Origin of the sequence: Nitratireductor sp. B36 (assembly GCF_020833685.1) — a bacterium.
Lineage (GTDB): Bacteria > Pseudomonadota > Alphaproteobacteria > Rhizobiales > Rhizobiaceae > Nitratireductor.
In genome coordinates this window covers 750,613-764,520 of sequence record NZ_JACKZY010000002.1, presented here as the reverse complement: position 1 = coordinate 764,520, position 13,908 = coordinate 750,613, and the positions used below count along the sequence as shown (strand labels likewise).

At 60.4% G+C, this 13,908-nt stretch carries 8 protein-coding genes and 1 tRNA gene; 3 read left to right on the top strand and 6 right to left on the bottom strand.

The window, feature by feature from the left end; genetic code table 11:
- Positions 1 to 37: 37 nt before the first annotated feature.
- Complete coding sequence (locus H7H48_RS10235; protein ID WP_229448951.1) at positions 38 to 745, bottom strand: nitroreductase; 708 nt, start codon at positions 743 to 745, stop codon at positions 38 to 40.
- A 206-nt stretch (positions 746 to 951) separates the two neighbouring features.
- Between H7H48_RS10235 and H7H48_RS10230 the strand changes: the two genes are divergently transcribed.
- A complete protein-coding gene (locus H7H48_RS10230; protein ID WP_229448950.1) occupies positions 952 to 2,154 on the top strand; it encodes a pyridoxal phosphate-dependent aminotransferase in 1,203 nt (400 codons plus the stop codon).
- 30 nt (positions 2,155 to 2,184) lie between these two features.
- On the opposite strand, the gene H7H48_RS10225 is transcribed toward H7H48_RS10230, so the two are convergent.
- From H7H48_RS10225 to H7H48_RS10215, 3 genes are all read right to left on the bottom strand, one after another.
- Complete coding sequence (locus H7H48_RS10225) at positions 2,185 to 2,367, bottom strand: DUF3008 family protein (protein WP_229448949.1); 183 nt, start codon at positions 2,365 to 2,367, stop codon at positions 2,185 to 2,187.
- 69 nt (positions 2,368 to 2,436) lie between these two features.
- Positions 2,437 to 4,539, bottom strand: a complete 2,103-nt coding sequence (locus H7H48_RS10220) for a 3-hydroxyacyl-CoA dehydrogenase NAD-binding domain-containing protein (RefSeq protein ID WP_229448948.1) — start codon at positions 4,537 to 4,539, stop codon at positions 2,437 to 2,439.
- Positions 4,539 to 5,921 carry an acetyl-CoA C-acetyltransferase gene (locus tag H7H48_RS10215; RefSeq protein ID WP_229448947.1) on the bottom strand — a complete coding sequence of 461 codons (1,383 nt, stop codon included), beginning with the start codon at positions 5,919 to 5,921 and terminating at the stop codon, positions 4,539 to 4,541. The genes H7H48_RS10220 and H7H48_RS10215 overlap by 1 nt, the downstream gene beginning before the upstream one ends.
- A gap of 323 nt (positions 5,922 to 6,244) precedes the next feature.
- On the opposite strand from H7H48_RS10215, the gene H7H48_RS10210 reads away from it, so the two are divergent.
- Together H7H48_RS10210 and H7H48_RS10205 are read left to right on the top strand one after the other, a co-directional pair.
- The gene (locus tag H7H48_RS10210; protein WP_229449238.1) at positions 6,245 to 8,149 is read left to right on the top strand and encodes an autotransporter assembly complex family protein; all 1,905 of its coding nucleotides are present in this window, start codon (positions 6,245 to 6,247) and stop codon (positions 8,147 to 8,149) included.
- Complete coding sequence (locus tag H7H48_RS10205; RefSeq protein ID WP_370633344.1) at positions 8,146 to 12,765, top strand: translocation/assembly module TamB domain-containing protein; 4,620 nt, start codon at positions 8,146 to 8,148, stop codon at positions 12,763 to 12,765. The genes H7H48_RS10210 and H7H48_RS10205 overlap by 4 nt, the downstream gene beginning before the upstream one ends.
- A 172-nt stretch (positions 12,766 to 12,937) precedes the next feature.
- Here the strand turns inward: H7H48_RS10205 and H7H48_RS10200 are convergent, their stop codons facing one another.
- Together H7H48_RS10200 and H7H48_RS10195 are read right to left on the bottom strand one after the other, a co-directional pair.
- Positions 12,938 to 13,606, bottom strand: coding sequence for a protein-L-isoaspartate(D-aspartate) O-methyltransferase (locus H7H48_RS10200; protein ID WP_255663540.1), 669 nt, complete (start codon positions 13,604 to 13,606; stop codon positions 12,938 to 12,940).
- A gap of 166 nt (positions 13,607 to 13,772) precedes the next feature.
- Positions 13,773 to 13,848, bottom strand: a tRNA-Lys gene (locus H7H48_RS10195).
- Positions 13,849 to 13,908 lie beyond the last annotated feature (60 nt).

Below are 13,908 nucleotides of genomic sequence, written 5' to 3'. Positions count from 1 at the left end.
AATTACAATTTCGTAAGCAACATTCGTGGGAAATGACTTAACGAACGAAGGAGACAAACTCCTCGAGCGGCGCCCGTTCACTACGCAGGGCATTCTCTGGTTTTGAGGCATCCTCGTAGCCAAGCGCCATACCGCAGACGACAATTTCCTCATCGGGAATGCCGAGGATCGGGCGGATCTGCTTATGGTAAGGTGCAAATGCAGCCTGTGGGCAGGTATGAAGATCACGCCCGCGTGCGGCAATCATCACCGATTGTACAAACATGCCGAGATCGATCCACGATCCCTTGTTCAATCGTCGGTCGATGGTGAAGATCAGGCCGACGGGAGCATCGAAGAAGGTGAAATTGCGATCATGCTGAGCGCGCATGCGCTCCACCTCACGGCGACCGATGCCCAAAAGGCTATAAAGTGCATAACCCACCGCACGACGGCGCGAGAGATAGGGCTCGAAGAACTTGTCGGGATAATATTTGTACTCGTCCCATTCGATCTTTTCCGGGCGTACACCGGAAGAAAGAATAGCCTCGGAAAGCGCCTGTTTGCGCTCGCCCGACACCACATAGACCTTCCAGGGCTGCATGTTGGTGCCCGAGGGCGCGCGCGCGGCGACACGAAGAATATCTCTGATCGTCTCGTCATCGACAGGATCGGGCAGAAACGCCCGCACGGAGCGCCGCGTCAGCATCGCCTGATCGACAATGTCGGTAATGGACAGTTCGTTCTTCTTGTCAGGGGCCAACATGCCACTATCCTTCCTGGCGGTCCTTTCAGATGCGCGACAATGCCCCCTGCATCAATATCGCGATCCATTCAGGACCAAATGCACTCACTCACTGCGCTGTTCTCACGCCGGTCGATTTGCTAAAACGCCGACCAATGCGCCGGTCCTCGTAGTCGAAGGGCCTGTTTTTTTCAAGTCGAATGCCAAGTTCGCCCCTGGAGCCCCCAATGCCAAAGCCCTCCTCCCGCATTTCAGGCATCGTCCCGTCCGGCAAAAACGGGTGGGAAATCCACTTCGCCGCCATGACCCGCAAGCAAGCCGGTGAAAACGTCATCATGCTGTCTGTGGGCGACCACGATTTTGATACTCCGGAAGGTACGGTCGAAGCCTGCGTCAATGCCGTCCAGGGCGGCCATCACCACTACACGCAACTTCCCGGTCTGCCCCGCCTGCGACAGGCGTTGGCGAAATTGTCGGAAGAGTGCACAGGGACCAGGACAAGCTCCGAAGAGATCATGGTCACCATCGGCGGCCAGGGCGCGCTCTACGCGGCTTTCCAGGGGGTGCTCGACCCGGGCGATCATGCGGTAATCGTCTCGCCCTATTACGCCACCTATCCAGGCACGGTGCGCGCCGCCGGGGGGCGCTATACGGAAATCGAAACCCATGCGGAAAACGATTTTGAGCCGAGCCTCGAGGAAATCGAAGCCGCACTCGAAGCAGACACGCGCGCAATCCTGATCAATTCGCCCAACAACCCCACCGGAGCCGTCTACTCTCGCGCCACGATCGAGCGTATCGCAGAGATCTGCCGCGAACGCGATCTGTGGCTCCTGTCCGACGAGGTTTACTGGACCATCCGCTCGGAGAAGGAGCACATCTCGCCGCGCGCCCTGCCCGATATGAAGGAGCGCACGCTGGTTATCAATTCCCTGTCGAAGAGCCACGGCATGACCGGGTGGCGGGTCGGATGGCTCACCGGGCCCGCCGACATGATCGCCGTGTTGACCAATCTCAACCTCGTGGCCACCTACGGTCTGCCCGATTTCACTTCCCACGCGGCCATCGCTGCCGCAGAGAACGGGTTCGGCATGCGTGAGATCGCAGAGCTCTACACCAGACGGCGCGAAGCGTTTCTTGATGCGGTGCGCGGCTTGAACGACGTGATCGTGCGCGGCTCTCAGGGTGGCATGTATGTAATGCTCGACATACGGGCGATAGAGCAGGATTGCGAGAAATTTGCCTGGGACTTCCTGAACCAGGAAAATGTCGCAGTCTTGCCGGGCGCCAGTTTCGGTGATGCCGCCAAAGGGCATATCCGAATTTCCATGTGCCAGGATGAGGAAACGCTGCGCGAGGCGGCCAAACGGCTGCAGCGTTTCATTGCCGCCAGGCTGGATAAACCGGTAAAAAAAACCGCCGCCGGCTGAACCGGAAGCGGGCGCGCTGTTGAGCGCGCCTCAGTCCTTCCGGTTCGGCAACCCTTTACGGTTCGTCTCCGCAAGCTCTTCGAGCTCCGATTCGCTCATCGATTCATACATTTCCTTCGACGCGCCCTGGAGCTCCGACTTGGACGTCTCACCACGTTTGGCCGCGAGGGCGGCACCGGCGGCTTTTTGTTGCGCCTTGGATTTTGCCGGCATCTTTGCCTCCTGTTTGAAGTATTCACTCTAGGAAGAAGACTCCGGATCGGGCTGAGTTCCCGGGATTTTTCAACCCGAAGATAAATTTCGCCAATACGGATCGGGATTGAAGCGATCGCCGTGCTGCGCCTGCAGGCGCTCAAGCGCGGCAACGATCTCCTCTATGCCACGCGCACGCGCATATCGAAGCGGCCCGCCCCGAAACGGAGCAAACCCCGTGGCAAAGATCATCGACCCCTCAAGCGTTTTTTCGTCCCCCACAACGCCTTCGCGCAGGCAGGTCACGCAAGTGTTGAGCATGGGGAGGATCAGGCGATCCGTGATGGCCGCCTGCGGCTCGGGGTGTTTGGCACTTTTTCGCGGCTCGCCATTTCTATCGTAGGTATAAAACCCGCGCCCCGCCTTCCGCCCGGTGTGGCCTTCCGCCACCATGGAGTCCAGCCAGGCGGGCACATCCGGTACTGGGGTGTCGAGACCGGCCCGCATGGTGCGCGCCACTTCAAGACAAATGTCCAGGCCGACGCGGTCGGCAAGTTCGATCGGCCCCATGGGCATGCCGAACGAAACCGCAGACTGATCGATGGTTTCTTTTTCCATGCCTTCGTCAAGCATAACAAACGCCTCGGTGAGGTAAGGCGTCAGAACGCGGTTGATGAGAAAGCCCGGCGAGCTTTTGACCGCTGCGGGAAGTCTGTCGATAGAGCCGCAGAAAGCTTTAAGCCGCGCCAGCGCCGCAGCCGAAACCCCATCATGTGAAACGACTTCGACGAGTTCCATGCGTGCGACAGGATTGAAGAAGTGCAGCCCCAGCAGCCTTTCGGGAAACGGAACAGCCGTTCGCAGCTCTTTCAGGGGGATGCTGGACGTGTTCGTCGCAAGAATAGCGTCCTTCTTTATCAAAGGCGCGACCGTCTCGAAAACCTTGCGCTTGACCTCGGCCTTTTCCGCAACCGCCTCAATCACCAGATCAGCCTGCCTGACACCATCGCCCGCAAAATCCGGTGTCAGCCGATCGGATGCGTCGCGTCTGGCGATCCCGCTATGCAGACGTGTATCAAAAAGCTTCCCTGCTCTTCCGATTGCTGCCGCAAGAGCCTTTTCATCGAGATCGGACAGCGTGACCCTGAGACCGCGCGCCGCGCACCATGCGGCAATATCCCCGCCCATTGTCCCGGCACCGATAACGTGAACCTGCGCAATGTCGCTCGTCCCCTTTCCTCCAGCCTTCAGAGTTTCACGCAGGAAGAAGACATGGATGAGATTCTGCGCCGTCTCACCGGTCAAAAGACGCGAGAAGGAGCGGATTTCCTCCTTCTGCATCACGTCTTTTTTCCCGGCGCCGTGGTTTTCCCAAAGGTCGATCAATCGATGAGGGGCGGGATAATGTTCCTCCGGCGCATGCTTGGCAGCCATGGAACGCATCTTGCGCGCGGCGAGACCCCGATAAAACGAGAAGCGGCTCAAACCCGCGCCGCGCCTTGTCGGTTTCAGATCTCCCGAGATGGCCGCTTTGACCGCGTTCACGACATGTCGCTCCTCGACCACGGCGTCGACCAGGCCGAACTTCCGTGCCTTGGCTGTATGCACGGATTTTCCGGTCAGCATCATCTTCATGGCTTCGACCGGATCGATCAGCGCCGGCAGCCGGAACGTCCCTCCCAGTCCGGGATGAAGTCCGAGAAGCACTTCGGGAAACCCGAAGACCGCTCCCTCGACAGCTATCCTGAACCTGCACGCGAGAGCCAGCTCGAGCCCGCCGCCGAGGCAATGGCCGTGGACCACCGCAACGCTCGGCATGGGGAGCGCAGCCAGACGGTCAACGATCGCATGGGCCCGCGTCATGCGGGCTTCCACCACATCCGTTTGAGAAACACCGGAAAAATCGCGAATATCGGCTCCGGCGATAAAACCTCCGGCTTTGCCCGAGCGCAGCACGAGCCCTTTCGGCTGCACCGCCTCGACCTTTTCCAGCAGGGTCTCCAATTCGGTCATCACCGGTTCGGAAAGCGTGTTCGTGCTCTCCCCCGCCCGGTCAAGCACCAGCCAGGCAACAGCGTCCCCGTCCTTGAACAGCGACCAATGTTCGGTTCTCGCGACCTCCTGCGCGGCGGGACCGAGCGCGAGCCGGTTTCGGTTGAGGTGCTTGCCAGCAGGCATCGTTCCAACAGCCATCAAACCACCTCCATCATCATCGCGCCACCAAGGCCGCCGCCGATACATTCGGTTGCCACACCGCGTTTGAAACCACCTCTGCGCAAGGCGTTGACCAGGTGAAGTACGATCCGGTTGCCGCTGGTTCCCACCGGGTGCCCGAGGCTGATTGCTCCCCCATCCACATTAAGGCGATTGTGGTCGATGCGGCCGAACGGAGCTTCGAGCCCGAGAACATGGCGGCAATAGTCGTCGTCCTCCCACGCCGCGAGGCATGCAAGAACCTGCGCCGCAAAAGCCTCATTCAGCTCCCACAATTCAATGTCCTCACGGGTCAGACCTTGCCGTTCGAGCAACGCCGTCGAGCACAATGTCGGCCCCAGACCCATGATGGACGGATCAAGTCCCGACCACTCACTGTCGACAATCCGGGCCAGCGGGGTAAGACCGTGCTTCTTGAGCGCCTCTTCGGACGCAAGGATCACCCAGGAGGCTCCATCGGTGATTTGCGAAGAATTGCCCGGGGTGACCTTGCCGAAAGGCTTCTCAAAAGCGGGTTTCAGCTTGGCGAGCCGCTCCATCGAGGTATCCGGGCGAACGCCGTCATCATGGTCATATAAGACGCCATCGCGGGTCACTGCAGGAACGACTTCCCCTTTGAGAGTGTTGCTTTTCTGTGCCCTCGCCAATCGCTGGTGACTTTCCAGGGCGTAAGCGTCAGCCGCTTCACGGGAAATATTGAAGATATGGCCGATTTTCTCGGCCGTCTGCCCCATATTGAGCTGGGTGACGGGGTCGGTCAGTCCCCGCTCAAGCCCGATGACCGGCTTGAGTATGCGCGGTCGCAACGCGCCCAGGGCGGCGAGCCTCTCTAAAACCGATTTGGCAAAAGCGAAACGGCCAAACCAAGCAGCGCCTTCCTGCGGCCACACCAGTGGCGCGTGGGAAAGCGCTTCGGTTCCTCCGGCAAGGATAAGATCGGCCTTTCCCGCTTCGATCGTTCGGAAAGCGGTGTCTATCGACTGCATCCCGGAACCACAATTGATCTGAACAGTGAAGGCCGGCATCGCATCACCCATGCCGAGCCGCAGTGCCGCCACCCGTGCCGGGTTCATCTCGTCGGCAAGGACGTTGACACAGCCGAGGATCACCTTGTCAAAACTGGCGGGAGAAAAATTCTGTCGCGCCAGCAGGGGCCGCCCGCATTGAACGGCAAGGTCTACCGGCGTGAATGGACCCGGCTTTCCGCGCGCCCTCAGAAAAGGGGTCCGTGCGCCGTCCACGATGAAGACGGGCCTGTCTTTGCTCTCACGATATTTTGTCTGACGGACAGGAGCCGTTCGCCTCGCACGTACAGGCGGCTTCCGGTTAACGCGCTTCTGCTCTCGGGGCATTTGTGCCATGCAATACGCACCTTTCCTGAAAACCCGACCGTCAGCGATTGTTCAGCTCAGTCGAGGCAGTTGAGCATCTTTGTCATCAATGACACAACCTTTCCGGCCTTTCCTGGTTCCGATCTCGCTTCATTCCCAATAACGCCGGCTTTAAGCCACAATTGTCTGGCCTGACCCGATAAGCCGCATTGGCCGCAAAAGCGGTTTGTGGTTTAACCGCACTGTTTTGCAGCATACGGGCGACAGGCGTTAACGTCACGGCAAGGTTGGTGACCGACACTTCAGCTCGAGAATGGGAGACGGGTTTGAGTGGAATCGACGCGAGACCGTCGATGGGTCGGCGTTTGCACGGGCCGTTGCTGCTCGCGCTCATGCTCGCCTTTTCGCCGCCTTCTGCCAATGCCTTCGAGCTGTTCGGCTTAAAGCTGTTTGGCAAGGACAAAGCTGCCGAAGAGCCGGACACAATCGGTGAACCCTGGAATTACACGGTAGAATTTGTCCTCCCCTATGGCGCGGACGAAACCGAGAAAAAACTCAAGGGCGCCTCCTCTCTCTGGGCGGACCGCGAGAAACCCGCTTCGGGTGCTGCGGGGTTGATCGTCAAGGCGCGCGGCGACTATCGCCGTCTCCTCAACACGCTCTACGGTTCGGCGCTTTATGGCGGCTCCATCAGCATCACCATTGACGGGCAGGAGGTATCCGGGCTTCCCATTGACGCGGATATTGCCAATCCAGCCAGCGTTCGCGTCGCCGTCGACCCGGGCTCTGTCTTTCATTTCGACCAGGCGCGGATCATCAATCAGGCGCCGCCGCCGCTGAACCGCAATGATCGCGTCGAAGACCCGGCAAAAGAAGGTTTCCAGTCAGGAGAAGTCGCTGCCTCCGGTACCATCCTGAAGGCAGGTCGCCTCGCGGTTGAAGCCTGGCGCCATCAGGGACATGCCAAGGCTGAGATCGTGGAGCGTCGCGTTACCGCCGCGCATGAAACCAAAACGGTGGACGCAATCCTGACCGTTGAGCCTGGTCGCCGTGCAGCGTATGGCGTTGTCACCGTCAGCGGGACGGAACGGATGGATCCCGACTTCGTGGCGCGGCAGACCGGTCTGGTCCCCGGTCGCGAATACGACCCGGACGATATTGACCGCGCCCGCGAGCGCCTGTCGAAGCTTGATGTTTTTCGCTCCGCCCGGATCGAGGAAGCGGACGAGATCGGGGCCGATGGTCTCCTCCCACTCGCCGTTATCGTCCAGGAACGCCTGCCCCGCCGGTTCGGTGTCGGCGGCACCTATTCAACGCTCGACGGGCTTGGCGTACAAGCCTACTGGATGCACCGAAACCTTTTCGGCCGTGCTGAACGACTCCGTTTCGAAGGGCAGGTTTCCGGCATCGGCAACACGTTCAAGCCTGAAGATCTGACCTACCGCGTTGGCGCCACTTTCATCAAGCCCGGTGTCTATACGCCCGACACGGATTTCCAGGCCTCCATATTCGGCGACCGGGAGGTTCTCGAACGTTATACACGCACGGCAGTCAGCGCCGAACTTGGCTTCCGGCACGAGTTTACTGAAGCCCTGTCTGGAAGCCTGTTCGCCAATGCCGGCCGCGCCCGCTTCGAAGACGACTTCGGAACACGGGATTTCACCACCGTCGGCCTCTCGGGCACGCTGACCTATGACAGCCGGGACAACCCCGCCGATGCGACCGAAGGATTTTTTGCCGAATTGTCGCTCGAACCATTTTACGAAATGGAATACCGCAACCTGGCCGCGCGGATGCTTCTGGAAGGCCGCGCCTACCATGATTTCGGAAGTGACGGCCGCTTCGTTCTGGCCGGACGCGCCAAGATCGGTGCCTTGGTCGGCGCGCCCATTGACGAAACGCCGCCCGACAAGCTGTTCTTTGCCGGCGGGGGTGGTTCGGTCCGCGGCTACGCCTATCGAAACATCGGCGTGGAGATGGAGGATGGTATCGCGGGCGGACGGTCGCTGATGGAAGCGTCTGCCGAACTGCGCGCGCGCGTTACCAATTCTATTGGCGTCGTCGGTTTCATCGATGCCGGGACCGTTGGGGCGGAATCCTTCCCCGACTTCTCGGAGGATGTGCGGATCGGTGTCGGCGCCGGTCTGCGCTATCTCACCCCGTTGGGTCCCGTGCGTCTCGATGTCGCCGTTCCGCTCGATCGACGCGACGGCGATCCGAGCGTTGCCTTTTACGTCGGAATAGGACAAGCGTTTTGATCCGCTTTTTCGCAGCTCTGATCCTGCTCTTCGTCCTGTTGCCCGCCATGGCGCAGGACACCCCCAGTGAACGCACGCCCGATGAAGAGCGCTCATTCTTCACGCGTCTTCTGGAAGATCAGCTCTCCACGCCCAACCGGCAGATTCGCATTTCCGGCATTTCCGGTGCGCTGTCTTCACAGGCCACCATCGGTGAAATCACCATCGCTGACAGGGAAGGGATTTGGCTGCGCATCAGCAACGCCTCCATCGACTGGAGCCGCTCCACGCTACTGCTGCGCCAGCGTCTCGAAGTACAAAAGCTTGCCGCCGAAAATATTGAGGTCACACGCCGTCCACTGCCCGATAAGGGACTGCCCTCGCCCGAGTCGCGCTCTTTCCAGGTCCCGGAACTGCCGCTTGCCGTGAATCTCGAAGCGCTCGAGATAAAACAGGCATCTTTCGGACAAGAAGTCTTCGGCCTTTCCGCCGACCTCGCCTTGACCGGCGCTCTCAAAATCGACAGCGGAACGCTCGAGAGCAATTTCGACGTGCAGCGTCTGGACGGTCCTGGCGGCCAGTTTGCGCTTGAAGCTGCGTATTCCAACGAAACCGAGATTTTGGATCTCGATCTGGTTCTCGATGAGCCGGCCAATGGCGTGGTCGCCAATCTTCTCAACGTCCAGGGCCGCCCGCCACTCAAACTCACCCTTGCCGGCAGCGGACCGCTAAGCCAGCTCGACATCAAACTTGCACTTGAGGCGGACGGCGTACCCGCTTTTGGCGGCACGGCACGGCTTCGCGAACGCGAGGAGGGCCTGGGCTTTTCCGCCCGCCTCGCCGGCACCATCAAGAGGCTCGTGCCGGCCCAGTTTCAGGATTTCTTCGGCGCCGGCACCCGCATCAACGTCAATGGCGTTTCGAAGAAAGGTGGCGGGGTCCTGCTTGAAAATTTTCAGGTCGCCAGCGCCTCCATGCGCATCGAAGCCGTTGCAGAGACCAGCAGCGACAATTTCCTCACTGCTCTCTCACTTGGCGCTTCAGTAGCCAACCCCAAGGGCGACCGCGTGCTTCTGCCCGTTGCAGGTGGACAGACCTCTCTTCAATCGGCAAAACTGGACATCACCTTCGGCGAGGCCGGGTCCGAGCGTTGGAACGGAAAGCTTGAGCTGAATGGACTTCAGACCGCAGAACTAGCCGCCGGACGTACCATCCTCACGATGGGCGGGTTGGCGCAAAACCTGAATGATCCACTTTCCCGGCGGATAAGCTTCGAGATCGACGGAGGCCTTTCCGAGATCACTGCCACACAAGCAAAGATCGCCGAAGCACTCGGCGACACCCTTGATATCATGGCGCGCGGCGACTGGCAGGCTGGCAATCCCGTCGTGCTGGAAAAGGTTAGCATTTCCGGAAACGGACTGCAGACCGCCCTCACCGGCCAGATCCGAGATTTCGCCTTTAACGGCGATATCAAGCTTAGAGCGAGCGACATTGCCCCTTTCTCTGGCCTTGCGGGTCAGGCACTGGGCGGTTCGGTCAATCTCGCCGCCAATGGCACCGTGCGCCCCATCAGCGGCGCATTCGATCTCGACCTCGACGGTACGGCAACCGACCTGCGTATCGAGAACGAAGTTGCCGGCAAGCTGCTTGCGGGCACCACGCGCATAAAGGGCGGTGTGGCCCGAGGTCCTGAAGGATTGACTGCACGCGCGCTCTCCCTCGCAAACGATCAGTTCAACATGCAGGCTGACGGTACCTTTGCCACCGGAACAGCGAACTTCCGCTTCGACGCTGCGCTGGAAAACATGGCCCTCGTCGCGAAAAATGCATCAGGCCGCCTGACAGCCACAGGCCGCGCTGAGGGGGCAGAGGGACGCATCAATCTCACAGTCAAAGCCGATGCGCCGCGCGGCAGATTGTCCGGCCGGGACCTCAGCGAGGCCACTGTCGGTTTCGATGGGCAACTGGAAGATGAAGTCCTGACGGGGGCCCTCGACGGCTCCGCCTTCCTGGCTGGGGAGCGAGTGGACCTGTCCGGCCAACTCGTTCTTTCACCGGATCAACGGCGGCTGACTGAATTTTCCTTCCGAGCAGGAGGTGCCACTGCCAGCGGCAATCTTGTTCAGAATGTGCGCAAAAGCCTGATCGACGGTCGCATCAATGTCGACGCCGCCGATGTTTCCACGGCGGCTGCGTTGCTGCTCCGGGAGGCAACCGGCAGCGTGAAGGCCGATCTCTCCCTCTCCCATGTGGACGAACGCCAGATTGCCGACGTAAACGCCACTGTCCGCGATCTCGCCGTCGATCAGACGCGCATTTCAAATGCGGCAATTGCTGCAACAATCGAGGATTTGTTCGGGGTGCCCTCCGCCGTCGGCTCGATCAATGCCAAGGGGATCAGCGCAGGCGGCCTGAACATTACGTTGGTCGAAGCCACCGCGCGCCAGAATGAAGGGGCCACGGATTTCGAAGGCAAAGCCTTGCTTGAACAGGGCACTGAAATTGAAACCCAGGGCGCACTCGCACCTGAAGGCGAAGGCTATCGCCTCAGGCTCAACGAACTCCGCCTGGAACAGGGGGCGGTAAAGGCCCGTCTTGTGGACCCCACGTCCCTTCTTGTGGAAGGCAAGGCCTTCACACTGGATCCGCTGGTGCTCGATGTCGCGGGCGGTCGCATTACGGCCGGAGGTCGCTTCGCCAATGCTCTCGATCTCGCGGTCAATCTCCAAAGCGTCCCCCTTTCCATCGCCAATACGATCCAGCCCGAGCTCGGTCTTGGCGGGACGCTCGACGGCAAGGCAGAGATCAAGGGCACACGAGACAGACCGCTTGTCAATTTTGACATCGACGGACGCCAGATCGCCTCTCCCATCTTGACGCAAGCAGGTTTGAGTACGCTGACGATCAATGCTGCCGGGACGAGCAATGGCGATCGACTGAACGTCGACACCGCCATCACCAGCCCGGAAGGTTTGAACGCCACAGCACGTGGCGCGGTCCCCATCGACGACGGTCAGCTTTCCCTGGATGTTGCTCTCAACGCTTTCCCACTGGCCGCACTGAACCGTGTCGTTCGCGGTCAGGACCTTGCCGGGCAGTTGACAGGCAGCGCACGGGTGACCGGCAGACTCACCGAGCCGCAGGCAAGCTTCGACATGCGTGCCACCGGTCTGCGGGCTGCACCTTTGTCCAGCGCCGGCCTCGGCCCGCTTCAACTCGCCGCCAGCGGACGTTACGCGGGCAACGCGATTGAGCTTGCCCGACTGACGGCGGATGGCCCGTCAGGGCTGGGAATAGAAGCGAGCGGCACGATCCCGCTGTCCGGGTCCGGCCTTGGGCTTGACCTTGCAGGCACCGCACCGCTTTCGATCGCCAATCGTTTCCTTGCCGATCGTGGAACCCAGCTTTCCGGAACCGCCTCCGCCAATATCCGCGTCTCCGGCGCCGTGGCAGATCCCGTCGTCAACGGCACAATCACGACTGCCAACGCGTCAGCGGTTGATCCGCTCACCAATCTGCGCGTCGGCGACGTCCGCCTGGCTGCGGCCATCAATGGCGATCGGATATCGATCACGGAAGGGTCGGCGGCCCTGGCGGCAGGCGGCAGGGTTTCCGTATCCGGCACGATTTCAACCAATGCGCAGGCGGGCTTTCCCGCCGATCTCAGGATCGGGCTGAACAACGCCAGACACACGGACGGAGAAATGGTGACGGCGACCGTCAACGGTGCCCTGACCATGACAGGGGCCCTCACCCGCGATCCGCTGCTTGCTGGCGAGGTGAATGTGGAGCGGGCCGAAATTCTCGTGCCCGAAAGCATCGGCGGCGGCGCTGCTCAGATCAATGTGCGCCATATCGATCCGCCCCCCGCTGTACAGCGCACTCTCGAGCGTGCACGCGCAGAGGACGGTACGCCGATGCCCTCCGCACGGCCGAGCGTTATGCGGCTGAACATCAATGTGACAGCGCCGGCCCGCATCTTTGTACGCGGTCGCGGCCTCGATGCGGAACTCGGTGGCTCGGTAAGATTGACAGGACCGGTAACGAACATTCAGCCGGTCGGAGGTTTCAAGCTCATTCGCGGCCGCCTGTCGATCATCGGTCAGCGCATAACCTTCGACGAAGGAGAAGTCACCCTGGTGGGCGATCTCGATCCGCAACTCGACTTCATCGCCCGCTCGCGCGGCAACGATATCATCGTGTTCATCAATGTGAACGGCCGTGTCTCCGACCTGAACATCACGTTCTCTTCGCAACCGGAATTGCCCGAGGATGAAGTGCTTGCCCGCCTCATCTTCAATCGTGGCATCGACGAGCTCTCTGCCGTTCAGATTGCCCAGCTAGCTGCCGCCGCCGCAGAACTCGCCGGCGGATCCAACAGCTCTCTTCTGGGCTCTTTGCGCAATGCGACGGGGCTCGACGATCTGGATGTCGTCACCGACAGCGAGGGCAACGCGGCGGTGCGCGCGGGTCGCTACATCCAGGATAATATTTATCTCGGGGTTGAAGCCGGCGCGAAAGGCACGACGCGGGGCACGATCAATCTCGACATTACCGAGGATCTGAAAGCGCGCGGCGCGGTGGGATCCGATGGTAATTCAAGCCTCGGTATATTCTTCGAAAAAGACTATTGATCCCGAAAAAAGAAAGCCGGCCAGGAAACTGGCCGGCAAACGGCGCGCTGGGTTCGGGTCGGGGGGGATGGTGGGTGCGCGCCTTGACTGGAAACACCGCCAGGCGACAAAAGTTCCGCAGAAAAATCCTTCGCGAAGATCTCCGCCTTTCAGGTTCAAGCCAGGCGGAGCTTCAGCGCTGCCAGCCCTGGGCGCCGATCAACGGGACGAAGGACACCGGCGCGAGAACCTCGGTGCGAAAGTCGGTTTCCCCTTCACGCACGATGCAATTGAGTTGCTGGAATCCTGCAGCAGAGCCCACCGGCATGACGAGCCGCCCGTTGAGAGCGAGCTGCGCTTTCAGCGCCTCCGGCACACGCGGTCCTGCTGCGGCCACGATGATGGCGTCGAACGGAGCTTCCTCCGGCAGTCCCAGCGTCCCGTCACCCACGACGATGCTCACATTGTCGAGGTAGCCCACATCTGCCAGGCGCCGACGCGCGGCGATCGCAAGTGAATCGTGACGTTCAATCGAAAAAACATGCCCGGCGATCCGCGACAGGACGCCCGTGGAATAGCCCGAGCCCGTACCCACCTCCAGAACCCGGCTTTCCGGTTTGAGCTCGGCAGCCTCGGTCATCAGGGCAACGATATAGGGCTGCGATATGGTCTGCCCGTCACCAATGGGCAGCGCCCCATCCTCATAGGCGAGCTCGGCGAGATGCTCCGGCACAAACAGGTCACGCGGCACTTCGGCCATTGCATCGAGCACTGTTCCGGAGACGATGCCACGCCGTCTCAACACCGCTAGCATCGCGCGGCGGCGATCTTCGTTCTGCTTAGAGTGTTGTTTGTTACTCAAACCTGTCTGGCTTCGATCATGAAGAAAAAGCGAGCTCTATAATGCCGCCAAACCCCTCTCAGCGTCCATCCTTACGGCCATGAACATATGCATGGCAGCGCATGCAGCGTGCATAGCTCCACCGGTGGGGCCAAAGATTCCGTTTGAAATACAATGAGTAAAAGATTGGTGGGTGATACAGGGCTCGAACCTGTGACCCGCTGATTAAGAGTCAGCTGCTCTACCAACTGAGCTAATCACCCGACCATTTCGGGCGGCGATCAGGTCGCCGTCAACCGAATGACCGGCTCCTTAAACGGTTT